This is a genomic window from Streptomyces exfoliatus, from assembly GCF_000725545.1.
GTDB classification, from domain to species: domain Bacteria; phylum Actinomycetota; class Actinomycetes; order Streptomycetales; family Streptomycetaceae; genus Streptomyces; species Streptomyces exfoliatus.
In genome coordinates this window covers 176,689-200,196 of record NZ_JNZP01000029.1, presented here as the reverse complement: position 1 = coordinate 200,196, position 23,508 = coordinate 176,689, and the positions used below count along the sequence as shown (strand labels likewise).

The following is a 23,508-nucleotide window of genomic DNA, read 5'->3' as shown; positions in this document are numbered from 1 at the left end:
ACCGGTCGCACGCCGTCCCCGTCAGGACCCCGCGAGTTCCGCCTCGATCAGATCGGCGGCCCGGCGCGTCCCGCCCTCGTGGGCCATCGACTCCTGGATCTCCCGCGCCCGGCGTGCCACTTCGGGGTCGCCGAGCAGGTCGAGCACGTCCTTCCGCAGCCGCTCGGGGGTGACCTCGTCCATCGGCAGGTGCCGCGCCACCCCCAAGGACCGCAGCATGTCGGCGTTTCCGAACTGGTCGACGGCCTGCGGGACGGCCACCATAGGGGTGGCCGTGGCCAGGCCCTCCTGGCTGCCGCCGGCGCCGGCGTGGGTCACGAACGCGTCGGCCTGCCGCAGGATCTCCAACTGGGGCACCCATGAGTGCACTTCGACGTTCGGCGGCACCGCGCCGAGTTCGGCCGGGTCGACGAACTTGCCGATCTGCAGGACGACGTGCCAGCCCGGGAGCCCGGCGAAGGCCTCGACGCAGTCCCGGTAGAAGCCGGGCTGCTTGGTGAAGGCGGAGCCGAGCGAGACCAGGACCACCTTCTCCGCGTCCGCGGGGCGCTGCCACGCGCCCTGCTCGGCGCGCTCGCCCTGGCAGGCGCCGACGAAGGTGTAGACGGTCTCGTCGACGCGGTCCGCCTGCGGCTGGAGCGCCTTCGGGATGAGGACGAGCGCGCGGCGCGGGCGTGCGACGAACCTGTCCGGTTCGGTGTCGAGGCCGTGTTCGGCGAGCCAGGCCTCGAACCGCGCGTAGTACGCCTTGCCGCGCGGTGAGGCCTTGAGCTCGGCGGTCATCGGCTCGGCGACCTCCTCCTCGTACCCCTCCCACGGCACGAGGTTCGGCCACAGGGAGAGGGCGGGGACGCCCCAGGTGTGGGCGAGGACGGGGGCCGGATAGGAGGTGATGTCGTGGAGCACGAGGTCCGGCCGGTCCGCGTCGAAGGCCGCGGCGAGCTGGGGGAGTGCCTGCACGGCGTCGTTCAGGAACGGTTCGAGGTTGTCGATGAGTTCGGTGCCCCAGGCGTCGGGGTCGTCGTCGGTCGGGAGGATCGAGGTGTAGACGACGGGGGTCGCCCCGGTCGCCGCGACCTTCTCGGCGAAGGACGCGGGGACGGCGTAGCTGACGCGGTGGCCCCGGTCGACGAGCTCGCGGATGACGTCGAGGCTGGGGTTGACGTGGCCGTGGGCGGCGATGGAGAACATGGCGATGTGCGCGGGGCGCGCGGTGGTGGTCATGACGACCACTGTAAACGAGACGAGACGTATCGTCTACTTGTCTCGGGTGACGCGTCCGGTTCATCGGGGTGCCTCCTGGCGATGAACTGTTCATGTCAAACTGGCGCCTGTCGCGTCCATGCAGTCCGACCCAGGGGACACAGTGAAGACACAGGCGTACGCCACCCGGGGCGCACTCGCCCTCGCCGGCGCCCTCGCATTGATCATCGCCCTGCCGACCAGCGCCTTCGCCGCACCGCCGCCCGCCCTGCCCGCCAACGCCGACGGCCTGGAGCAAACCTTCCAGCCGGCCTACGACTACGACACGGACGGCTGCTATCCCACGCCCGCGATCGGGTCCGACGGCACGATCAACGGCGGCCTCAACCCGTCCGGGGCTCTCAACGGCCAGTGCCGCGACTCCTGGGACCTCACCCAGACCAACGGATACTCCCGCGCGAAGTGCAACAACGGCTGGTGCGCCATCCTCTACGGCCTGTACTTCGAGAAGGACCAGGCGCTGGCCGGAACCAGCATCGGCGGACACCGTCACGACTGGGAGCACGTCGTGGTGTGGGTGCAGAACAACCAGGCGCAGTACGTCTCCACGTCCGCCCACGGCGACTTCGACATCCACGGCCGTGACCGGATCCGCTGGGACGGCACCCACCCCAAGATCGTCTACCACAAGGACGGCATCGGCACCCACTGCTTCCGCCCGGCGAACACCAACGACGAGCCGCCGGAGAATCACCAGCACACCTGGCAGTTCCCGAGCCTCGTCGGCTGGAACGGCTATCCGGCGGGTCTGCGCGACAGGCTCAGCCAGGCCGACTTCGGCAGCGCGGTCTTCGGCCTCAAGGACGGCAACTTCGCCGCCCATCTGGCCAAGGCCAAGCCCGCCGGCATCCCCTTCGATCCCTACGCCTGACCTGCGGGGCCGCTCCTCCCGGTGACGGGGGAGCGGCCCCTCGCCGCAAAGTGGGGGCGCCAAAGGGGTTGTCAGTGCAATTTCACATTACTATGTTACAGCGCACACGGTGAGATGAACCGCGGTCATACGCCGTGCGAACCACGGCAGTTGCCGTTCCGATCCCCACCCAGCCACCCCCCTCATCAGCAGGAGTTCTGTTGTCTCTCCACAGACGTGTGCGCTCGTCCCTGCTCGCCTCCGCCATAGCCGTCACCCTCCTGGCCTCCGCCGGCCAGTCCGCCGTCTCGGCCGCGGACGCGGACGACCAGCGCGCCCCGGCGGCTCCTTCCGCCCCGGCGGCCGGCGCGGCGGGCCCGCGGGCCGAGCCCGCGACCAACCCCTTCGACGAGGTCGAGCACCTCGCCACCGCTCCCGGCAAGACCTTCGGACCCGCGCCCGCCCCCGGCGGCCTCGCCGCCGGCCGCGTACCCGGCAAGGCCAAGGCCACCACCGCAGAGTCCGCCGCCAAGGCCGACGCCACCGCCGCCGCACGCTCGTCCGCCACGGTCGCCGCCACCACCGCGGCAGGCGTGCCCTGCACGCTCGACGGGATCACCGGCCTCTCCCCGGAGCAGTTCGCTGACTTCCTCGCCGACCCGGCCGTCACCGCGCAGGGCTGTCTGAGCGGACTCATCTGGACCTGGGACGCCCGGCTCACCCCCGTGATGTCCGACGCCCACGTCCAGGCCGTCGCCCGGCGCATATCGAGCCTGGCCGCCGCGCACGACGGCCGTAACTCCTCCCACCTGGAGGAGATGTTCACGTACCTGCACGCCGTCGTGTACCACGACTTCTCACGCGGCGAGATCGACGTCACCGACGCGCCCACCGTGAACGCGATCACCCAGGCCGTCACCGCCTTCGGCAACGCCGCGCGCACCTTCGACGTCACCAAGACCAACGCGAACACCCTGCGCGAGGCCCTCTACGCCGCCAGCGGCCCCGGCCTGCGCCACCACCAACTCGGCCTGATCAAGCGGGTCCTGGCCACCATGGACCCGTCCCACCCCGCCACCCACCTGGACCCCGCCTGGGCGGGCGCCGCGCTCGCCGGGCTCTCCGTCAACTACCTCGGCGTCTACCCGGGCAACCAGGACACCGCCTTCCACACGGCCGTCGCCGCCGACCCGTCGTACCGCGCCGTCTTCAAGGCCTTCGCGACCTACGGACACCTGAAGGGCACCGTCAACGCCTGGGTCGCCCGCGACGCGCTCGGCGAGTACGGCCGCTTCGGTGAGATCGCGAGCCTCAGGACGGGCATCGTCGCCGACCTCGGCGGCCTCCTGGGCACGGTCGTGAACACCTTCGGCCAGGGCAGCCAGCAGTGGGCCAAGATCGTCTCGTGGCTCAACTACTACGACGCCTGCCGGCCGTACGGGGTGTGCAAGGAGGACATCGAGAAGCAGATCTTCCCGTACACGTACACCTACGACAACGGCGCCATCAAGGTCCGCACCGGCCTCGACCGGGCCACCGTCGACCAGCTCTACTACGCCAGCAAGCTGGTCAAGGCGCAGTACCACCGCGTGCTCGGCACGGAGCAGGCGCTCACCGGCGACCCCAACACCAGCCTGAACATCGTCCTCTACGGCTCCCGCGCGGACTACGAGAACTACCACCCCATCCTCACCGGGATGGACACGAACAACGGCGGCATCTACATCGAACGCGGCGCCACCTTCTACACGTACCAGCGGCGCGTCCCTCAGGACTCCTCGCTCACCCTCGAAGAGCTGTTCCGCCACGAGTACACCCACTACCTCAACGGCCGCTACGCCGTCCACGGATTCTTCGGCGAGGGCCCCTGGTACCAGAACGACCGCACCACCTTCATGGACGAGGGCACGGCCGAGTTCTTCGACGGAGCCACCCGCGACAACGGCATCGCCGTCCGCAAGTCCCTCGTCCGCAGCATCATCAACGACACCTCGGCCGGCGGGCCCCGGATGAGCGTCCGCCAGATCCTCAACGCCACCTACGACGGCGACGGCTTCCGCTTCTACAGCTACGCGGGCACCTTCTTCGAGTACCTCTGGACCGAGAAGCCCTCGCTGCTCCGCGAGATGTACCGGCACCTGCGGGCCGACGACGTCCGTGCGTACGACGCCTGGCGCACGCGGCTCGGCGCCGACGCCGGCCTCCAGCGCGACTACGACCGCTTCCTCGACGCGCAGATCGCCAAGGTCGACGAACTCTTCGTCCCCAACACCACGTACACGCCCAACGAGCAGCTGCGCGACTCCGCGCTCGCGAACGTCAAGTCCACGTTCGCCGCCGCCACCTACAACACCCCCGACTGCGTGGAGAACGGCGACCCGGGCAAGCGCCGGTTCACCTGCACCGGCCGGATCACCGCCAACCTGTCCAACTGGGCCAGCGAGGACCAGAACTTCAAGGACATGTCCGAGACCGTCGACTACTTCATCCTCGACCGCGCGGGCGCCGCCTCGAACAACCTCGCCGACATGAACTGCTCCTTCGGGCCGGTCGAGATCTGGTCCACGAAGGTCGCGGGCACGTCGAGCTTCAGCTGTGAGGGCCCCCTGCGCAGCTGACAGCCCCGCTCGCCGGGCCGGTCCCACCCGTGGGGGGAGGGGCCGGCCCGGCGCCGTCCCTCCCCCTCCTGGAGAAAGTACTTCGTGAGCACCGTCCCGCACCCGGTCCGCACCACCGACTACCACACCGCAGGCGAACCGTTCAGGATCGTCGACGAGGACCTCCCCCCGATCCCCGGTGACACCGTCGCCGAGCGCCGGGCCCTCGCACCCCGCCTCGAACCCCTCGACGAGCTGCGACGCCTCCTCGTCCGGGAACCCCGCGGCCACTCCGGCATGTACGGCGGGTTCGTCGTCCCCGCCGACGACGACGGCGCCCACTTCGGCGTGCTGTTCTGGCACAAGGACGGCTACTCCACGGCCTGCGGCCACGGCACCATGGCGCTCGGCGCCTGGGCCGTCGACACCGGCCGCGTCCCGGCCCCCGACGACGGCGACGCCACCGTCCGGATCGACGTCCCCTCGGGTCGCGTCACCGCCCTCGTGCACCGCGCCGCCGGCCGCACCACCGGCGTCACCTTCCGCAACGTCCCGACCCGTGTCACCGCACGCAAGGTGCCCGTCACGACCTCCTTCGGAGCCGTCGACGTCGACCTCGCCGATTCCGGCGCCTGCTACGCCTCCGTCGCCGCCCATGACCTCGGCGTCGACACGACCAGGGCCTCACTGCCCGCGCTCGTCCGGGCGGGACGGGAGATCCGCGCCGCCCTCCCGGCGTACGACGTCTACGGGGTCATCCTGTACACGGACCTGCCCGACACCCCGTCAGGGCCTCGCCAACGCAACATCACCGTCTTCGCCGACGGACAGATCGACCGCTCGCCCTGCGGATCCGGCACCTCCGCCCGGCTCGCCCTGCTCGCCGCGGACGGGCGCCTCGCCCCCGGCGACACCCTGACCCACGAGTCCGTGGCCGGCACGGTGTTCACCGGCCGGCTGCTGCCGGGCGGGATCACCGAGGTCACCGGCTCCACGTACCGCACCGGCACCCACACCTTCCTCCTCGACCCGCACGACGACCTGGGGACGGGGTTCCTCCTGTGAACCCTCCTGTGAACCACCTGTTCCAGATCGACGCGACGACCATGGCGCGCCTCCTCGGCCCGGCGGCGGTCACCGACGTCCTGGCCGACGTCCTGCGCGCCGGACTCGACCCCGAGACCGCCCCGGCCCGCTCCGCCGTCCCCGTCCCGGCGGGCGAACTCCTCCTCATGCCCGCCGCTTTCGGCAACCACGCCGGCGTGAAGATCGCCGGAGTCGCCCCCGGCAACCCCGCCGCGGGCCTGCCCCGCATCACCGGCTCCTATCTGCTCCTCGACGGCGAGACCCTGCGGCCGGTCGCCCTCCTCGACGGCGCCGCCCTCACCGAGCTGCGCACACCGGCCGTCTCCGCGCTCGCCGTGCGCCATCTGACCCCGGACGACAGGCCGTTGCGCCTGGTCCTCTTCGGCACCGGACCCCAGGCGTACGGCCACCTGGAGGCCGTCCTCGCCGTCCGTGAACTCGCCGAGGTGATCGTCGTCGGCCGCAACCCCGTCGGCGCCCGTGCCCTCGCCGGATACGCGCGGAAGCTCGGCGCCCTCGCCCGTCCCGGCACACCCGACGACGTGGGCCGCGCCGACCTCGTCGTCTGCTGCACCACGGCCCGCGAACCGCTCTTCGACGGAGCCCTGGTGGCCGCCGGCGCCACCGTCGTCGCGGTCGGCTCGCACGAGCCGACCGCCCGCGAGACCGACACGGCGCTCGTCGCCCGGTCCGAGGTGTACGTCGAGGCCCGCTCCGCCGCGCTGCGCGAGGCCGGCGACCTGCTCGTCCCCACGGCCGAGGGGGCGATCGAGGAGAACCACATCGCGGGCAACCTCGCCGAGCTCGTGAACGGACCGCGCGTCCCGTCGTCCGGGCGCCCGCGGCTCTTCAAGAGCGTGGGCATGGCCTGGGAGGACCTGGCCGTCGCCGTCGCCCTCCACCGGGCGGCCCGCACCGCCTGAGCGAAGCCGAACGCCCCGGCCCCCGCGCACGCGCGGGGGCCGGGGCGTTCACGCGCTCAGGAGCCCTCGGGGAAGTGGCAGGCGACCTGGCGGGCCTCGCCGGGGGCGGCGATCCGCAGCAGCGGCGCCTCCGTCCGACAGATCTCCTGCGCCTTGGGGCAGCGCGGGTGGAACGTGCAGCCCGGCGGGGGAGCGGCCGGGCTCGGCGGGTCGCCGAGCAGGGTGATCCGCTCCCGGGACCGTTCGGCGGCGGGGTCGGGCAGGGGTACGGCGGAGAGCAGCGCCCGCGTGTAGGGATGCGCGGGGGCCGCGTACACCCGTTCCTTCACGCCGATCTCCACGATCCGGCCGAGGTACATCACGGCGACCCGGTCGCAGACCCGCTTGACGACCGACAGGTCGTGGGCGATGAAGAGGTAGGCGAGCCCCAGTTCGCGCTGGAGCCGTTCCATCAGGTTGACGATCTGCGCCTGGACGGAGACGTCCAGGGCGGAGACGGGTTCGTCGGCGACGACGAGCCGGGGGCCGGTGGCCAGGGCGCGGGCGATGCCGATGCGCTGGGCCTGGCCGCCGGAGAACTCGTGCGGATAGCGGTCGATGTGCTCCGGGATGAGTCCGACCAGATCCATCAGCTCCGCGGCCCGCCCGCGGGCCTCGGACGCCGAACTCCCCTGCACCATCAGCGGGTCGGAGATGATCCGGGCCACGGTCTGGCGGGGGTTGAGGGAGGAGTGCGGGTCCTGGAAGACCATCTGGAGGTCGCGCCGGAGCGGCTTGAGCTCCCGCTGCGAGAGGTGGCTGATGTCCCGCCCGTCGTACGAGACGGAGCCGGCGGTCGGTTCCAGGAGCCGCACGATCATCCGGCCGGTGGTCGACTTGCCGCAGCCGGACTCGCCGACGAGGCCGAGGGTCTCGCCCGCCGCCACGTCGAAGCCGATGCCGTCGACGGCCCGGACGGGCGCGGAACGGGCCCGGCGCCCCGGGAAGGTCATGGTCAGGTCGCGGACGCTGAGCAGGGGCGCGGCTGTCGTGCCGCCGGTCGCGGTCGCGGTCGCGGTGGTGGTCGTGGTCATGGGGCGACGCCTTCGTACGCGGGGAAGTGGCAGGCGGCCGGATGTCCGTCCGGGCCGCCGAGCAGCGGGCGTTCGCCCGCGCAGCGCGCCCGTTCCTCCTCGGAGCCGGCGGCGGCCCGGGGGCAGCGGGGCGCGAACGCGCAGCCGGGCGCCGGTTCGAGCAGGGACGGCGGGCTGCCGGGGATCGCCCGCAGCGGGGCGTCGTCGTCATCGTCGAGCCGGGGAAGCGAGTCGAGCAGGCCACGGGTGTAGGGGTGGGCGGGCGACGCGAAGAGGGCGTCGACCGGGGCGTGTTCGGCGGCCCGGCCGCCGTACATCACCAGGACGTCGTGGGCCACCCGGGCGACCACCCCCAGATCGTGGGTGATCATGACGACGGCGAGTCCCCGATCCTGCTGGATCCGGGTGATCAGCTCCAGGATCTGGGCCTGGACGGTGACGTCGAGCGCGGTCGTCGGCTCGTCCGCGATCAGCAGGTCCGGCTCGCACGCCAGGGCCATCGCGATCATCACGCGCTGCCGCATGCCGCCGGAGAACTGGTGCGGGTACTCGCCGGCCCGGCGGCGGGGTTCGGGGATGCCGACCTCGCCGAGCGCCTCCACGGCCCGTGCGCGGGCAGCCGCGCGGCGGGAGCCGAAGTGGACCCGGTGGTGCTCGGCGATCTGTTCCCCGACCGTGTAGTACGGGTGCAGGCTGGACAGCGGGTCCTGGAAGATCATGGCCATCCGCCGGCCGCGCAGCCCGTTGAGCTCGCGTCCGGGGAGTCCGACCAGCTCGCGTCCGTCGAGGGTGACGGAGCCGGAGACCTCGGCGCCCGTGTGCAGGCCCATGACGGCGAGCGAGGTCACGGACTTGCCGGAACCCGACTCGCCGACGATGCCGAGGGTGCGGCCGGGAAACACGTCGAAGGAGAGGGTGTCGACGGCCCGGACGGGGCCGCGCTTCGTCGGGAAGGTGACCGTGAGGTCCCGTACCGACAACAGGGAGGTGGCGTCGGCCATCAGTACCTCACTCGCGGGTCGACGACGGCGTACAGCAGGTCGACGGTCAGGTTGGCGACGACGATGAAGGTGGCGGCGAGCAGCGTGACCCCGAGGATGACCGGCTGGTCCCCCGTCGACAGGGCGCCGTAGAAGAGGCGTCCGATGCCGGGAAGGCCGAAGATGGACTCCGTGATCACGGCCCCCGCGAGCAGCCCGCCGAGGTCCATGCCGAAGATGGTCAGGATCGGGGTCATGCCGGCGCGCAGGCCGTGCTTGACGACGACCGTGCGGCGCGGCAGACCCTTGGCGCGGGCGGTGCGGATGTACGGCTCCGCCATGGACTCGATCATCGAACTGCGGCTCTGCCGCGCGTACATGGCGGCGTACAGGATCGCGAGCGCCAGCCAGGGCAGCAGCAGGTTGGTGGCCCAGGCGAGCGGGTCGTCGCCGAAGGCGGTGTACTGCGGATAGGGCAGCAGCCCGGCGACCCGGATGAGGCCGAAGATCAGCAGCACCGAGGTGAAGTAGACGGGCAGGGAGGCGGCGGCGACCGCGCCGACCATCAGGGCCCGGTCGGTGAGGGTGTCCTTGTGCAGGGCCGCGGTGACGCCCGCGGAGAGCCCGAGGAGCAGCCAGATCGCGGCGGCGCCCAGGGCGAGCGAGGCGGAGACGGGCAGCCGGTCCACGAGCAGCTCCCAGACGCCCTGGCTGTTCTCGTACGAGTAGCCCAGGCACGGGAAGTCGCAGTGCAGGGCGTACTGGCCGGAGCCCATCGTGCGGCCGGTGAAGATGCCGGTGACGAAGTCGGCGAACTGCCGCCACAGGGGCGCGTCGAGGCCCATGTGGGCGCGGATCGCCTCAAGGCGTTCGGCACTGCAGGACTTGCCGCAGGCGGCGGCCGCCGGGTCGGAGGGGAGGACGTAGAAGATGGTGAAGGTGACGGCGGCGATGGCGACGAGGACGCCGAGCACGCCCAGGAGCCGGCGGCCGAGGTAGAGGATCACGTGCCGCTGCCTCTCGGGTCGAGGATGTCGCGCAGCGCGTCGCCGAGCAGCGTGAACGCGAGCACGGTGAGGAAGAGGCAGAGGCTCGGCACGACGAAGTACATGGGGTCCGTGTCGTAATAGGCGACGCTCTCGGCGATCATCTGACCCCAGGAGGGGGTGGGCGGACGCACGCCGACGCCCAGGTAGCTGAGGGCCGCCTCGGTGGCGATCATCCCCGGCACGATCAGCGTCGTGTACGCGATGACCGGCCCTGCGACGCCCGGCAGGATGTCACGGGCGAGGATCCGCCAGGGTCCGGAGCCGCCGACGCGGGCGGCGTCGACGTACTCGCGGTGTTTCAGGGAGAGGGTCTGGCCGCGGACCACCCGGGCGATGCCGGGCCAGCCGAAGAGGCCGATGACGGCGGTCATCAGGACGATCCGGTTGACGTCCCGGGCCACCGACATCATCGCGATCATGAAGATGAGGGAGGGGAAGGACATGGTGAGGTCCATCAGGCGGGACAGCACGGTGTCGACGCGTCCGCCGAAGTAGCCGGCGGCGATGCCGGCCGCGGTCCCGGCGACGACGACGATGGCCGTCGCCGAGAAGGCGATGAGCAGGGAGACCTGGGCGCCGTGCACGACCCGGGCGAACAGGTCGCGCCCGGTGACGGGTTCGACGCCGAGCCAGTGCTCGGCCGAGACGCCGCCGAGCGGTCCGATCGGGAGGCCGCCCAGGTACGGGTCGACGGCGGTCTTGTCGAACTCCTCGGGACCCCAGCCGCCCAGCGCGCTGATCAGCGGGGCGGCCGCGGTCATGAGCGCGAAGAACGCGACCACGGCGAGCGAGAGTTTCACGGACGTACGACGGCGCAGCTCCGCGCGGGCGAGCTGCCAGGGACCGCTGCCCGCCGGCACGGGTGGCGGGGCGGCCTTCGGAGGGGCGGCGGTGGACGTGCTGGACGTGGTGTTCATCGGGGCGGCTTCCTTCGGTTCGCCTTCCTTCAGCTCGCGCTCTTCGCGGGGTCCTTGAGGCCGACCGTGGCGAAGTCGATCTGCCCGCCGAAGGAGGTGTGGCCGAAGGCACCGGCGATGTTGGTGCCGACCAGGAGGGGCCTGCGCTCGACGACGGCGGGCGCCGTCGGGGCCTTGGCCAGGATCTGGGCGTCGAGCTCCTGCCAGGCCTTGTTCGCCTGCTCGGCGTCGGTCATCGCCGCGATCTCGTCCATGCGCTTCATCGTGGCGTCGTCACGGAAGAGGGAGTGGTTGCCGGAGTTGCCCTTCTCCTTGATGTAGCGGCCGTCGAAGACGAAGGGGAGGAAGGTCGAGCCGGAGGGGAAGTCGGGACACCAGCCGGTGTAGGCGAGGTCCGTGCGGTTCTTCGTGTCGCCGATCGTGTCGTAGAAGGCGGAGGGGTCGACGGTCTCGATGGTGACCTTGATCCCGGCGCGGCCCAGGGACTGCTGGATGGCCTCGCCGACGGCCTTGTCGCCGTTGGAGACGGTGATGCTGGTGGTGAGGGAGGTCTTGCCCGCCTCCTTGAGGAGCTGCTTCGCCTTCTCGACGTCGCCGGTGAGGGGGATCTTCAGAGTGTCGGGCTGCTTGCCGCCGCTGAAGAGGGAGCCGGGCATGAGGGCGGTGGCCGGGTCGTTGAGGGCGGGGCCGCCGGAGGCGGTGAGGACGGCCTCGCGGTCCAGGGCGTACTGCACCGCCCGGCGGACCCTGACGTCGTCGAAGGGCGCGCGGCCGGTGTGCATCTGGAGCATCTCGGTGCAGTTGGTCGACTCGGCGAGGAGCCGCGCCTTGACGTCGGGCTTGGTGAGCACCTTGGGGGTGGACTCGGGGCGCAGCTTGTCCCAGGAGACCGCGGAGGCGTCGGCGCCGGCGGCGGTGATGAGACGGTCGTCGATCTGGTTGGCCTTGAGGCCCATGGTGACGACGATCCGGTCCGGGTACGCCTTGCGCACGGTGTCCGTCGAGGCGTTCCAGTGCGTGTTGCGCACGAGGACGAGCTGCTTGTCGCGGGCGTACGACTCGATCTTGTACGGGCCGGAGGAGAAGGGCCGGTTGTCGTACTGCGGTCCCTTGTCCTGCGCCTTGGGGACGGGCGCGAAGGTGGGGAGCACGGTGGCGTAGGGGAACTCGGCGAAGGGCTTGCGGAGTTCGAAGACGATGGTGCGGTCGTCCGGGGTCTTCACGGAGTCGAGGTGCTTGCCGTGCGCGGGGCCCTGGTAACCCTCGGCGCCGACCAGGTAGCGGGCCGCGTAGTCGGGGCCTCCGGGCAGGTCGGGGGAGAAGGACCGCTCGACGTTGTACTTGACGTCCTGGGCGGTGATCGGGGTGCCGTCCTCGTACTTCAGCCCCGGCTTGAGCGTGAACGTCCAGGTCTTGGCGCCGTTGGAGGAGACGCCGAGGTCCTCGGCGAGGTCGGTGGTGAGTTCCCCGCCCTTCGCGCCGGGCTCCGCCTTGTAGGTGAGGAGGGTGCGGTAGAGCAGGCGGGTGCCGAAGTCCATGTCGCCCATCACCCAGTTGCGGGCGGGGTCGAGGTGGGTGAAGTCCTGGTTGGACAGGATGGTCAGCGTGCCGCCCTTCTGCGGGGTCCCGCCGAGGACGGCGCCGCTGTTGGCGAGGGCGGGATTCTTCCCGCGGTCCCGGGAGCCGTCGGGCTTCTCGCCGCCGGCGCAGCCGGTCGCACCGAGGGCCAGGGCCGTCACCAGAGCGGTGGCGAGGACGCGTGTGCGCTTGTTCATGAAGGTCACTCCGGGAGAGCGGTCGGACAGCCGAGGGCTGGAATGTGACCTGTAACATAGTAATGTGAAATTGCACTGACAAGGCATCGGGGACTCCGTTACCCATCCGTGTCCGGATGGTGCGTGAGGGGAGGTCCGGGGGCTGGAATGCTCCGACGCGGGGTCTTGGCAACGTCAGTGCCATGTGAAATATTACTGCTGTGCCCACGAGAAAACCCTCGGACGTCATCATCGTCGGCGCCGGCGTCGTCGGCGCGGCCTGCGCCTACTACGCCGCCCTCGCCGGCCTCTCCGTCACCGTCGTCGACCGTGGTTCCGTCGCCGGCGGAACGACCGGAGCGGGCGAGGGAAACCTCCTGGTCTCCGACAAGGAACCGGGCCCGGAACTCGAACTCGCCCTCCTCGCCACCTCGTTGTGGCGGGAGCTCGCCGACGTACTGCCCTCACGGATCGAGTACGAGACCAAGGGCGGCCTCGTCGTCGCGGCGGACGAGACCGGGACACGGGCCCTGCGGGAGTTCGCGGCCCGCCAGGAGAAGGCGGGCGTCACCGCCCGGGAGATCCCCGGGGACCGGCTCCACGACCTGGAGCCCCACCTCGCTCCCGGGCTCGCCGGCGGCTTCCTCTATCCGCAGGACGCCCAGGTGATGCCCGCCCACGCCGCCGCCCAGCTGCTGCGGGCGGGCGGCGACCGCGTCCGGCTGCGCCTGGACGAGGAGGTCACCGGCCTCCTCACCGGCGCGGCCGGAGAGATCCGCGGAGTGCGCACCGCCAGGGGCGAACTCCACGCCCCGTACGTGGTCAACGCCGCAGGAACCTGGGGCGGCGCCCTCGCCGAACTCGCGGGCGTGCACCTCCCGGTGCTGCCCCGCAGAGGCTTCGTCCTCGTCACCGAACCACTGCCGCGCGTGGTGCGCCACAAGGTGTACGCCGCCGACTACGTGGCCGACGTGGCCAGCGACTCCGCAGCCCTCCAGACCTCCGCGGTCGTCGAGGGCACCCCCGCGGGACCGGTCCTCATCGGCGCGAGCCGCGAACGGGTCGGCTTCGACCGGACGCTCTCCACCGAGGTCATCGGCCGCCTGGCCGCCGGGGCGGTCGGGCTGTTCCCGGTCCTCGGCACCGTACGGGCCATCCGGACCTACCTGGGCTTCCGGCCCTATCTGCCGGACCACCTGCCCGCGATCGGCCCCGACCCACGCGTCCACGGGCTGCTGCACGCCTGCGGTCACGAGGGAGCGGGCATCGGCCTGGCGCCGGTGACGGGCCTGATCGTCGCGGCCTGCCTGACCGGCGACCGGCCGCCCCTCGACATCCGTCCGTTCCGGCCCGACCGGTTCACCACCCCCGCGCCCTGAAGCCCGCCCGCACGGGCAGGTCCGTACCGTCACCGTCATGAGAGGAGGGCCCGTGGCCCGCACGCCCGCCGACCTGGTCGGGGCACAGCCCGATCCGCCGTTCGAGATCACCTTCGACGGCCGGCGCGTCACCGCGCTGCCCGGCCAGACGGTCGCCGCCGCCCTCTGGGGCGCCGGCATCCTGGCCTGGCGCACGACCAGGGAAGGCGGCAGGCCGCGCGGCGCGTTCTGCGGCATCGGCCAGTGCTACGACTGCCTCGCCACCGTCAACGGCGAACCCAACCGTCGCGCCTGCCTGGTCCCCGCCCGTCCCGGCGACGCGATCACCACCCAGGAAGGGCACGGCCATGACCGCCTCACCGTCTGAAGCGGAAACCGGCCGCGACCCGCGCGCACCGTACGACCTCGCGGTCGTCGGCGCGGGCTCCGCGGGACTCGCCGGTGCCGTCACCGCCGCCGAACTCGGACTCTCCGTCGCCCTGCTGGACTCCTCGCCACAGTCCGGCGGGCAGTTCTACCGGCACCCGGCACCCGCCCTCGGCGCGGTACGCCCCGAGGCCCTGCACCACGCCTGGTCCGCCTTCTCCGGCCTGCGGCGACGCCTCGCCGAGAGCACCGTCGACCACCTCTCAGGACACCATGTGTGGTCCACCGTGCGCGAGGCCGACGGGACCTGGTCCGTGCACGCGGTCACCGGCGCCGACGGGACGGCCGAGGCGCCCGCCCTGATCCGCGCCCGGACACTGCTCCTCGCCACCGGCGCGTACGAGCGTCAACTGCCCTTCCCCGGCTGGACCCTGCCCGGCGTCGTCGGCGCCGGGGGAGCGCAGGCCATGCTCAAGTCCGGGCTCGTGCTGCCCGGACGGCGCGTCGTCGTCGCGGGCAGCGGCCCCCTGCTGCTCGCCGTCGCCTCCTCGCTCGCCGCGGCCGGCGCGCGGGTGCCGGCCGTGGTCGAGGCCGCGGGCTATCTGCGGTACGCCCGCAGCCCCCGGGTGCTCGCCGCCAACCCGGCGAAGGCCGCCGAGGCCCTGGTGCACGGGGCCGCGCTGCTCAGGCACCGTGTGCGGGTGCTGCCGCGCAGCGCGGTCACCGAGGTGCACGGCACCGACCGGGTGGAGGCCGTCACCATCAGCCGCCTCGACGCCGACTGGCGGCCCGTACGGGGGACGGGCCGCCGGATCGTCTGCGACGCACTGGCCGTCGGGCACGGCCTCGTCCCCCAGATCGAGCTGGCCACCGCCCTCGGCTGCGACACCCGTCCGCTGCCCGACGGCACCCTCGGCCTCGCTCTGGACGACCTCCAGGAGACCTCGGTGCCCGGACTGTGGGCGGCGGGTGAGACCGGCGGCGTGGGAGGCGCCGAACTCGCCCGCACCGAGGGGGAGCTGGCCGGACGGGCGGTGGCCGCACGGCTGAAGGGCCGCCGGGCGGACGCCGGCCGGGTCGGCGAACTCCGCCGCCGCCGGGACCGGATGCGGGTCTTCGCGGACGTCATGTCCGCCGCGCACGCCCCGGGCCCCGGCTGGTCCGCCTGGCTGGAGGACGACACGGACGTGTGCCGGTGCGAGGAGGTGACCGCGGGGCGGGTGCGCGAGGCGGTCGCCGATCTCGGGGCGCGGGACGCGCGGACCGTGAAGCTCCTGACCCGGGCCGGGATGGGGTGGTGCCAGGGCCGGATGTGCGGATCGGCCGTGGCCTGCCTCGCGGCGGACGGGCGAACCGCCGAACCGCCCGCCGAGCGGCGCCCGTTCGCCGTCCCCGTACCGCTGGCGACCCTGGCCGCGCTCGGTGGGGCGGAGACCGAGGCCGCCGGAGCGACCGCGCCGCGCCCCTGCACTCCCTAGACCGAAGACCGAAGACCGAAGACCGAACTCGAGGAAGGGGCCGAGCGGCCCCTTCCTCCCCCCCTTGTGAAATGTCACACGCTATAGAAAGGTCCTCGACATGAGCGACACCAACTGGAGCCCCACCCGTCCCTGGCGCGGCATCATGGTCGCCACCACCCTGCCCTTCCGCGAGGACCTGACCGTCGATCACGACGCCTACGCCGAGCACGTGGCCTGGCTGATCGCCCAGGGCTGCGACGGCGTCGTCCCGAACGGCTCCCTCGGCGAGTACCAGACCCTCACCGACCAGGAACGCGCCCAGGTGGTCCGTACCGCCGTCGAAGCCGCCGGCGACGGCGCGCGGGTCATGCCCGGCGTCGCCGCCTACGGCAGCGCCGAGTCCCGCCGCTGGGCCGAGCAGGCCGCGGAGGCCGGCTGCGGCTCCGTCCTGCTCCTGCCGCCCAACGCCTACCGCGCCGACCCGGAGGCCGTGCGCGCCCACTACTCCGAGGTGTCGGGCGCGGGCATCCCGGTCGTCGCGTACAACAACCCGATCGACACCAAGGTCGACCTCACCCCCGACCTCCTCGCCCGCCTGCACGGCGACGGCAGCATCGTCGCCGTCAAGGAGTTCAGCGGTGACGTCCGCAGGGCGTACGAGATCGCCGAACTCGCCCCCGAACTCGACCTGCTCATCGGCGCCGACGACGTCCTCCTGGAACTGGCCGTGGCCGGCGCCGTCGGCTGGATCGCCGGCTACCCCAACGCCTTCCCCGCGAGCTGCGCCCAGCTCTACCACGCGGCCGTCGCGGGCGACCTCGCCACCGCCGTGCCGCTCTACAGGTCCCTCCACTCCCTCCTGCGCTGGGACTCCAAGACCGAGTTCGTCCAGTCCATCAAGCTGTCCATGGACATCGCGGGCCGCCGGGGCGGTCCCACCCGTCCGCCGAGGCACCCGCTCACCGGCGCGATCGAGAGCGGTGTGCGCACCGCGACCGAGAAGGCCGTCGCCGACGGCCACCGCTGACCGCCGCCGCCGACCGCCGTCGTCGACGGTCACGGCACCCCCTCCACCGAAAGGAACCCCGTGCGTACGCGTCATGTCTTCCACGCCGTCGACTCGCACACCGAGGGCATGCCCACGCGGGTCATCACCGGCGGCGTCGGGGTCGTTCCCGGTGCCACGATGGCCGAGAAGCGGCTGCACTTCATCGAGCACATGGACCACCTCCGTACGCTCCTGATGTTCGAGCCGCGCGGTCACGCGGCGATGAGCGGCGCGATCCTGCAGCCGCCCACCCGCCCCGACGCCGACTACGGCGTCCTCTACATCGAGGTCTCCGGGCTCCTGCCGATGTGCGGGCACGGCACCATCGGCGTCGCCACCGTCCTCGTCGAGACCGGCATGGTGCCGGTGGTCGAACCCGTGACGACGGTCCGGCTCGACACCCCGGCGGGACTCGTGAGCGTCGACGTCCAGGTGGAGGACGGCGCCGCGAAGTCGGCCACCTTCACCAACGTGCCCGCGTTCTGCGTGGGTCTCGACCGGAAGGTGGTCGTCCCGGGATACGGTACGGTCACCTACGACCTGGCCTACGGCGGCAACTTCTACGCCTTCGTCTCCCTGGACGACCTGGGCCTGCCCTTCGACCGCGACCGCAAGGACGACCTGCTCGCCGCCGGACTCGCCGTCATGGACGCCATCAACGCCTCGCCCGACCGGCCCGCGCACCCGACGCGGCAGGAGATCGCCGGGCTCAAGCACGTCCACCTCACCGCGCCCGGCTCGGACGCCCTGCACTCACGGCACGCGATGGCCATCCACCCCGGCTGGTTCGACCGCTCCCCGTGCGGCACCGGCACCTCGGCACGCATGGCCCAGCTGCACGCCAGGGGCGAGCTTCCGCTCGGCCGGGACTTCGTCAACGAGTCCTTCATCGGGACCCGGTTCATCGGCCGGCTCACCGCCGAGACGGAGGTCGGCGGCATCCCGGCGGTCGTCCCGACCGTCACCGGCCGCGCCTGGATCACCGGCACCGCGCAGTACTTCCTCGACCCGCACGACCCCTTCCCCGGAGGCTTCCTCCTGTGACCGACGCAGCTCCCACCGTCACCTCCCACAACCCGGCCGACCCGGCCGACGTCCTCCTGCGGATCCCGGCACCCGGCGCCTTCGCGGCGGTCGACACCGTCGAACGGGCCAGGGCGGCGCAGCCGGGCTGGCTGCTCGCCGGCGCCGCCGCCCGCTCGGCCGCCCTGGCCGCCGTCGCCGCCGGCATCGAGTCCGCCGCCGGTGAACTGGCCGACCTGGCCGTACGCGAGGTGGGCAAGCCGCTCAGCGAGGCGAGGGCGGAGGTGGCCAGGACCGTCGCGATCTGGCGGTACTACGCCCAGGCCCCGTTCGAGGCGACCGGCGCCGTCCACGAGACCGCGGCGGGACCCGGACTGCTCCTGACCCGCCGGCGACCCCACGGCGTGGCCGGGCTCGTCACCCCCTGGAACTTCCCCTTCGCCATCCCCACCTGGAAGGCCGCCCCGGCCCTCGCCGCGGGGAACACGGTCGTCCTCAAGCCCGCACCCGAGGCCACGGCGTGCGCCCTGCGCCTGGCGGAGATCGTGCGGCAGGCCCTGCCCGCGTCGGTGTTCACCGTCCTGCCCGGCGGGGCGACCGAAGGCAACGCGGTCGTCTCCGCCGCCGACGTCGTCTCCTTCACCGGCTCCACCCCCGTCGGCCGGTCCGTGGTCCGGGCCGCGACCGCCCGAGGCATCCCCGTACAGGCCGAGATGGGCGGCCTCAACGCGGCCCTCGTCCTGCCGGACGCGGACATCGGACAGGCGGCCGCCCACATCGCCGCCTCCATCGCCGGGTACGCGGGCCAGAAGTGCACCGCCACCAGCCGCGTCGTCGCGGTCGGCGCCGCCCTCGACCCGCTGCGCGAGGCGCTCTCCGAGGCGCTGCGCGCCCTCCCCGTCGGCGACCCGGCCGACCCGGCCACCGTGTGCGGGCCCCTCATCCACGAGGCGGCCCGCGACCGGACCGCCGAGGCCGGCCGGGGACTCTCCGTCCTCGCGGGCGGCACCGTGCCCGACAGGACCGGCTGGTACACGGCCCCGACCCTCGTCGAGAAGGTCGACCCGGGGCACCGGCTGCTGCGCGAGGAGGTCTTCGGACCCGTCGCCTCCCTGCTGGCCGCCGACGACCTCGCCCACGCGGTCCGGATCACCAACTCCGTTCCGTACGGCCTGGTCACCTCGGTCCACACCGCCGATCTGAACACGGCCCTGACCGGCCTCGACCTGCTCGACACCGGCATGATCCGGATCAACGCCCCGTCCACCGGCGTCGACTTCCACCTGCCGTTCGGCGGCGCCAAGCAGTCCAGCCAGGGGGCGCGCGAGCAGGGCGGGGCGGCCCTGGAGTTCTACACCTCCGGCCGGACCTACACCCTGGCACCGGCGGGCCCCGCGGCGTGACATCGTACGGTGGTGATGTCAACCGGAACGAAGGGATCACCACCGTCATGGGGCACCTGACCCACCGCGACCTCAACGCCTCCCGGGAGCGGCTGCGCGACCAGGTCGCCCACGCCCTGCGGGCCGCCCTGATCTCGGGCGAGCTGCGGCCCGGGGTGGTGTACTCGGCGCCGACCCTCGCCGAGGACTTCGGCATCTCGGCCACCCCGGTCCGGGAGGCCATGCTCGACCTGGCCCGCGAGGGCCTCGTCGAGCCCGTGCGCAACAAGGGGTTCCGGGTCACCGAGGTCGACGAGCGCGACCTCGACCAGTACACCGAGATCCGCGCGCTCATCGAGATCCCCATGGTCGGCAGGGTCACCCGGATCGCCGCCCGCGAGGACCTCGAAGCACTCCGGCCCGTCGCCGAGGACATCGTCCGCGCCGCCCGCGAGCACGACCTCATCGGCTACCTGGAGGCGGACCGTCTCTTCCACCTCACCCTGCTCGGCCTCGCGGGCAACGAACGCCTCGTCGAGACCGTCGGCGAACTGCGCAAGCGGTCACGGCTGTACGGGCTCACCGCCCTGGACGAGAGCGGCGACCTCATCCCGTCGGCCGAGGAGCACCTGGAGCTGCTCGACCTGATGCTCGCCGGTGACGCCAAGGGCGCGGAGAAGTGCATGACCCGGCACCTCGGCCACGTCCGCTCCCTGTGGGCGAAGGGCGAAGGGCCGGCCGGGGGCCGGTAGACCGGCCGGCGGAGGGTGTGGGTTCCTCTCGGCGGGCGGACGACGGCCACCCTCCGATGACCTGCCACATCCGACCGGCCGTTCCCCGGCCGTGGAAGGAACCCATGAACCCCGCGTACGCCACCGTCGACCACACCTTCACCGTCCCCCTGGACCACCGGGCCCCCGGAGGGCCCACCATCGAGGTCTTCGCCCGCGAGGTCGCCGACCCGTCCCGTGCCGGCGAGCGGCTCCCGTGGCTGCTCTACCTCCAGGGCGGTCCCGGCGGCAAGTCGCCCCGCCCGACGGCGGGTTCGCCCGGCTGGCTGCCCCACGCGCTGAAGACCCACCGGGTGCTGCTCCTCGACCAGCGCGGCACCGGCCGCTCCACCCCGGTCACCGCGCGCTCCGCCGCCCGGTTCGCCTCGCCCGACCGACTCGCCGCGCACCTCTCCCACTTCCGCGCCGACGCGATCGTCGCCGACGCGGAACTGATCCGCCGCACCCTCTGCGGCGACGCCCCCTGGGAGACGCTCGGGCAGAGCTACGGCGGCTTCATCACCCTCACCTACCTGTCCCAGGCACCCGCGGGACTACGCGCCTGCTACGTCGCCGGAGGCCTCCCCGGCCTGACCGCCACCGCCGACGACGTGTACGCCCGCACCTACCCCCGCGTCCGCGACCGGGTCCTCGGCCTCTACGCCCGCTACCCCGAGGACGCCGCCCGGCTCCGGAGGATCGCCGACCTCCTCGCGTCCGACGACATCCGCCTGCCGAACGGCGACCGCCTCACCCCCCACCGGCTGCGCACCCTCGGACTCGCGCTCGGCATGGGCGACGGATTCGAGCGCGTCCACTGGCTTCTCGACGAAGCCTTCGACGCCGCAGGGGAGTTGAGCGACACCTTCCTCCATCAGGTGATGTCCCTGACCGGCTTCACCGGCGACCCGCTCTTCGCCGTCCTCCAGGAATCGCTGTACGGGCAGGGCGAGGGACCCACCGGCTGGGCCGCCTCCCGCGCCCTGGCGGCCTTCCCCGAGTTCGCCGGGGACGCCGATCCGCTCCTGCTGACCGGCGAGATGATGTACCCCTGGATGTTCCGGGAGATCGCGGGCCTGCGCCCCTTCGCGGACGCCGCGGATCTGCTCGCCGCCCGCTCCGACTGGCCGCCCCTGTACGACCCGCACCGCCTCGCCGCCAACAGGGTGCCGCTCGCCGCGATCGTCCACCACGACGACATGTACGTCGACGCGGGCCTCTCCCTGCGTACGGCGCGCGAGATCGGAGCCACCCGCGTCTGGGTCACCAACGAGTGGGAGCACGACGGACTCTCCGCCTCGGGCGGCCGCGTCCTCGCCCGCCTGACGGACCTGGCGGCCGGCCGCGCCTGATCCGGCCGAGGAACGCCCGAGACCCGGGGCAACCTTTCGCGCCCCGGCGGCGACTACCGTCCGCCCGCCCTTCCCGGCGGGCACCCCCCACGGACGGAAGGACGTACGACATGACCGAGACGCGAGGCAGGGCGAGGCACCGCAGGCGCGGAAGGGCTCTGGCGATCGGTGCTCCGGCGGCGCTCACCGCGGCAGGGGTCCTGGCGTACGGCACGGCCTTCGACGTGTTCGGCACGGACGCCCGGCCCGAGGCGAAGGCCGCCGGCGCCGCAGCCCCCGCGTGGGCGAGCGCCGTCGCCGACGGTTTCGCGTCCGTCGACGCGCTCGGACAGAAGGGCACGTACGGCGGACGCGACGGGCGGACGGTCACCGTCAGGACGCTCGCCGACCTGGAGAAGTACGCGACGGCCGCGGAGCCGTACGTCATCGTCGTGGCCGGGACGATCACCGTGAACCCCACCGGCAAGGAGATCAGGGTCGCCTCCGACAAGACGATCATCGGCTCCGGCACCTCGGGCCACATCGTCGGCGGAGGCTTCTTCCTCGGCCAGGGCGTCCACAACGTCATCATCCGCAACCTGACGATCCGGGACTCCTACCAGGGCGTCTGGAACGACAAGGAACACGACTTCGACGCGGTGCAGATGGACGGCGCCCACCACGTCTGGATCGACCACAACGACCTGCGGCACATGGCCGACGGGCTCATCGACAGCCGCAAGGACACGACGTACGTCACGGTCTCCTGGAACAGGCTCGGCCACAACAACAAGACCTTCGGCATCGGCTGGACGGAGAACGCCACCGCCGACCTCACGATCCACCACAACTGGATCCGCGAGACCGAGCAGCGCAACCCCTCCACCGACAACGTCGCCCACGCCCACCTCTACAACAACCTGCTCCAGGACGACCCCGGCACGGGCATCACCTCGTCCTACGGGAACTACGCGCGCGGCAGGACGCGGATGGTCCTGGAGAACAGCGTCTTCCAGGGCGTGAACAACCCCGTCATCAAGGACGCCACCGCCGCGCTCGTCCAGCGCGGCAACGTCTTCTCCGGCACCACCGGCCGCAACGAGAGCGGCGGAACGGCGTTCGACCCGAGGGCGTACTACCCGTACACCCCCGACCCGACGGCCGCCGTGCCCGACCTGCTCAGGTCCGGCGCCGGCCCGCGCTCCACCCTCGGCACCACTCCGGCCCCGACCGCCGCCGCCACCGTCCTGACCGTGGCGAAGGACGGCAGCGGCCGGTTCACCAGCGTGCAGAAGGCCGTCGACGCCGTACCGGCCGGCAGCACCTCCCGCGTCGTGATCCGGGTCGCCCCCGGCGTCTACCGCGAGACGGTCAAGGTCCCCTCGAACAAGCCCCACGTCACGATCGAGGGCACCGGCGGAAGCCGCAAGGACACCGTCATCGTCGAGGGCCACGCCTCCGGCATGACGAGGCCCGACGGCTCGGGCACGTACGGAACGGGCGGCAGCGCCACCGTCGCCGTCGAGGCCGACGACTTCCAGGCGCGCAACCTCACCCTCTCCAACGACTTCGACGAGGCGGCGAACAGGAACCTGAACGGCCACCAGGCCGTGGCCCTGCGCACCGCCGCCGACCGGGTGTTCCTCGACGGCGTCATCATCACCGGAGACCAGGACACCCTGCTCCTCGACACCGCCGCGAAGGACAGGACCGGCCGGGTGTACGTCACCAACTCGTACGTGATCGGCAACGTCGACTTCGTCTTCGGCCGGGCCACGGCCGTGATCGACAGGTCCGTCCTCGCCCTGAAGAAGCGCTGGGACGGCACGTCCGCCGGATACGTGACGGCGCCCAGCACCCCCGCCGGCCGCAAGGGATTCCTCATCACGCGCTCCACCGTCAACGGCGACGTCAGCCCGGGCACCTTCTACCTCGGACGCCCCTGGCACGCGGGCGGCGACGCCACCCTCGACCCGCAGACGACCGTCCGGGACAGCGTCCTCAGCGCCGCCGTCAAGCCCACCCCCTGGACCGACATGAGCGGCTTCTCCTGGAAGGACGACCGCTTCGCCGAGTACCGCAACACGGGCCCCGGCTCGGGCCCCTCCCACCCGGACCGCCCCCACCTGACGGACGCACAGGCCGCCGGCCAGGACACCGCGCACTGGCTCGACGGCTGGACGCCGACGGCGGGCTGACGCCGAACCGCCCCAGGGGGCCCGCCGTGGCTGTGCGATCATGCGGGAGCCCAGGGGTG

The 23,508-nt window shown here is 72.4% G+C and carries 18 protein-coding genes and 1 pseudogene; 13 read left to right on the top strand and 6 right to left on the bottom strand.

The genetic code is table 11. From position 1 onward, the window contains the following. Nucleotides 1-21 precede the first annotated feature (21 nt). Nucleotides 22-1,288: pseudogene (mgt, locus tag IO20_RS0129140) on the bottom strand (macrolide-inactivating glycosyltransferase). 78 nt (nt 1,289-1,366) lie between these two features. Here mgt and IO20_RS0129135 point away from each other — a divergent pair. The 4 genes from IO20_RS0129135 to IO20_RS0129120 all read left to right on the top strand — a co-directional run bounded on the left by IO20_RS0129135 (nt 1,367) and on the right by IO20_RS0129120 (nt 6,719). Next, entirely contained in the window at nt 1,367-2,134 is a 768-nt protein-coding gene (locus IO20_RS0129135) for an NPP1 family protein (protein ID WP_030555206.1), read from the top strand. Nucleotides 2,135-2,334: 200 nt separating this feature from the next. Next, nucleotides 2,335-4,731: a collagenase gene (locus tag IO20_RS0129130; protein WP_030555205.1), complete on the top strand. Its 2,397-nt coding sequence runs from the start codon at nt 2,335-2,337 to the stop codon at nt 4,729-4,731. A gap of 84 nt (nt 4,732-4,815) precedes the next feature. Then, on the top strand, nt 4,816-5,775 hold the full coding sequence (locus IO20_RS0129125) for a proline racemase family protein (protein WP_030555203.1): 960 nt from the start codon (nt 4,816-4,818) through the stop codon (nt 5,773-5,775). 41 nt (nt 5,776-5,816) lie between these two features. Beyond that, nucleotides 5,817-6,719: an ornithine cyclodeaminase family protein gene (locus IO20_RS0129120; protein WP_051874796.1), complete on the top strand. Its 903-nt coding sequence runs from the start codon at nt 5,817-5,819 to the stop codon at nt 6,717-6,719. A 56-nt stretch (nt 6,720-6,775) separates the two neighbouring features. On the opposite strand, the gene IO20_RS0129115 is transcribed toward IO20_RS0129120, so the two are convergent. From IO20_RS0129115 to IO20_RS0129095, 5 genes are read right to left on the bottom strand one after another with little or no spacing between them, the layout of a single operon-like run. Further along, nucleotides 6,776-7,792 (bottom strand): ABC transporter ATP-binding protein, encoded by a 1,017-nt coding sequence (locus IO20_RS0129115; RefSeq protein ID WP_030555199.1) that lies wholly within the window; start codon nt 7,790-7,792, stop codon nt 6,776-6,778. Further along, complete coding sequence (locus tag IO20_RS0129110; RefSeq protein WP_030555197.1) at nt 7,789-8,793, bottom strand: ABC transporter ATP-binding protein; 1,005 nt, start codon at nt 8,791-8,793, stop codon at nt 7,789-7,791. Before IO20_RS0129110 ends, IO20_RS0129115 begins: the two co-directional genes overlap by 4 nt. Beyond that, a complete protein-coding gene (locus IO20_RS0129105) occupies nt 8,793-9,779 on the bottom strand; it encodes an ABC transporter permease (RefSeq protein WP_030555195.1) in 987 nt (328 codons plus the stop codon). Before IO20_RS0129105 ends, IO20_RS0129110 begins: the two co-directional genes overlap by 1 nt. Next, the gene (locus IO20_RS0129100; RefSeq protein WP_030555193.1) at nt 9,776-10,738 is read right to left on the bottom strand and encodes an ABC transporter permease; all 963 of its coding nucleotides are present in this window, start codon (nt 10,736-10,738) and stop codon (nt 9,776-9,778) included. Before IO20_RS0129100 ends, IO20_RS0129105 begins: the two co-directional genes overlap by 4 nt. A 29-nt stretch (nt 10,739-10,767) precedes the next feature. Then, a complete protein-coding gene (locus tag IO20_RS0129095) occupies nt 10,768-12,513 on the bottom strand; it encodes an ABC transporter substrate-binding protein (RefSeq protein ID WP_030555191.1) in 1,746 nt (581 codons plus the stop codon). A 200-nt stretch (nt 12,514-12,713) separates the two neighbouring features. On the opposite strand from IO20_RS0129095, the gene IO20_RS0129090 reads away from it, so the two are divergent. From IO20_RS0129090 to IO20_RS0129050, 9 genes are all read left to right on the top strand, one after another. Continuing rightward, the gene (locus tag IO20_RS0129090) at nt 12,714-13,871 is read left to right on the top strand and encodes an NAD(P)/FAD-dependent oxidoreductase (protein WP_030555189.1); all 1,158 of its coding nucleotides are present in this window, start codon (nt 12,714-12,716) and stop codon (nt 13,869-13,871) included. Nucleotides 13,872-13,923: 52 nt separating this feature from the next. Beyond that, nucleotides 13,924-14,238, top strand: coding sequence for a (2Fe-2S)-binding protein (locus IO20_RS0129085; protein WP_030555187.1), 315 nt, complete (start codon nt 13,924-13,926; stop codon nt 14,236-14,238). Further along, entirely contained in the window at nt 14,219-15,715 is a 1,497-nt protein-coding gene (locus IO20_RS0129080; RefSeq protein WP_037636472.1) for an NAD(P)/FAD-dependent oxidoreductase, read from the top strand. The genes IO20_RS0129085 and IO20_RS0129080 overlap by 20 nt, the downstream gene beginning before the upstream one ends. 100 nt (nt 15,716-15,815) lie before the next feature. Beyond that, on the top strand, nt 15,816-16,724 hold the full coding sequence (locus tag IO20_RS0129075; protein WP_030555182.1) for a dihydrodipicolinate synthase family protein: 909 nt from the start codon (nt 15,816-15,818) through the stop codon (nt 16,722-16,724). A 60-nt stretch (nt 16,725-16,784) separates the two neighbouring features. Next, entirely contained in the window at nt 16,785-17,789 is a 1,005-nt protein-coding gene (locus IO20_RS0129070; RefSeq protein ID WP_030555180.1) for a proline racemase family protein, read from the top strand. Further along, the gene (locus IO20_RS0129065) at nt 17,786-19,171 is read left to right on the top strand and encodes an aldehyde dehydrogenase family protein (RefSeq protein WP_030555178.1); all 1,386 of its coding nucleotides are present in this window, start codon (nt 17,786-17,788) and stop codon (nt 19,169-19,171) included. Before IO20_RS0129070 ends, IO20_RS0129065 begins: the two co-directional genes overlap by 4 nt. 47 nt (nt 19,172-19,218) lie before the next feature. Then, entirely contained in the window at nt 19,219-19,902 is a 684-nt protein-coding gene (locus IO20_RS0129060) for a GntR family transcriptional regulator (RefSeq protein ID WP_037636470.1), read from the top strand. Between the two features lie 104 nt (nt 19,903-20,006). Beyond that, a complete protein-coding gene (locus tag IO20_RS0129055) occupies nt 20,007-21,272 on the top strand; it encodes an alpha/beta fold hydrolase (RefSeq protein ID WP_030555174.1) in 1,266 nt (421 codons plus the stop codon). 110 nt (nt 21,273-21,382) lie between these two features. Continuing rightward, on the top strand, nt 21,383-23,449 hold the full coding sequence (locus IO20_RS0129050) for a pectinesterase family protein (RefSeq protein ID WP_030555171.1): 2,067 nt from the start codon (nt 21,383-21,385) through the stop codon (nt 23,447-23,449). Nucleotides 23,450-23,508 lie beyond the last annotated feature (59 nt).

Bases quoted from the DNA above. Each gene is read 5' to 3' on its own strand.
- IO20_RS0129110 (WP_030555197.1), bottom strand. From the start codon at position 8,793: ATGGCCGACGCCACCTCCCTGTTGTCGGTACGGGACCTCACGGTCACC.
- IO20_RS0129050 (WP_030555171.1), top strand. From the start codon at position 21,383: ATGACCGAGACGCGAGGCAGGGCGAGGCACCGCAGGCGCGGAAGGGCT.
- IO20_RS0129080 (WP_037636472.1), top strand. From the start codon at position 14,219: ATGACCGCCTCACCGTCTGAAGCGGAAACCGGCCGCGACCCGCGCGCA.
- IO20_RS0129075 (WP_030555182.1), top strand. From the start codon at position 15,816: ATGAGCGACACCAACTGGAGCCCCACCCGTCCCTGGCGCGGCATCATG.
- IO20_RS0129060 (WP_037636470.1), top strand. From the start codon at position 19,219: ATGGGGCACCTGACCCACCGCGACCTCAACGCCTCCCGGGAGCGGCTG.
- IO20_RS0129095 (WP_030555191.1), bottom strand. From the start codon at position 12,513: ATGAACAAGCGCACACGCGTCCTCGCCACCGCTCTGGTGACGGCCCTG.
- IO20_RS0129055 (WP_030555174.1), top strand. From the start codon at position 20,007: ATGAACCCCGCGTACGCCACCGTCGACCACACCTTCACCGTCCCCCTG.
- IO20_RS0129120 (WP_051874796.1), top strand. From the start codon at position 5,817: ATGGCGCGCCTCCTCGGCCCGGCGGCGGTCACCGACGTCCTGGCCGAC.
- IO20_RS0129100 (WP_030555193.1), bottom strand. From the start codon at position 10,738: ATGAACACCACGTCCAGCACGTCCACCGCCGCCCCTCCGAAGGCCGCC.
- IO20_RS0129115 (WP_030555199.1), bottom strand. From the start codon at position 7,792: ATGACCACGACCACCACCGCGACCGCGACCGCGACCGGCGGCACGACA.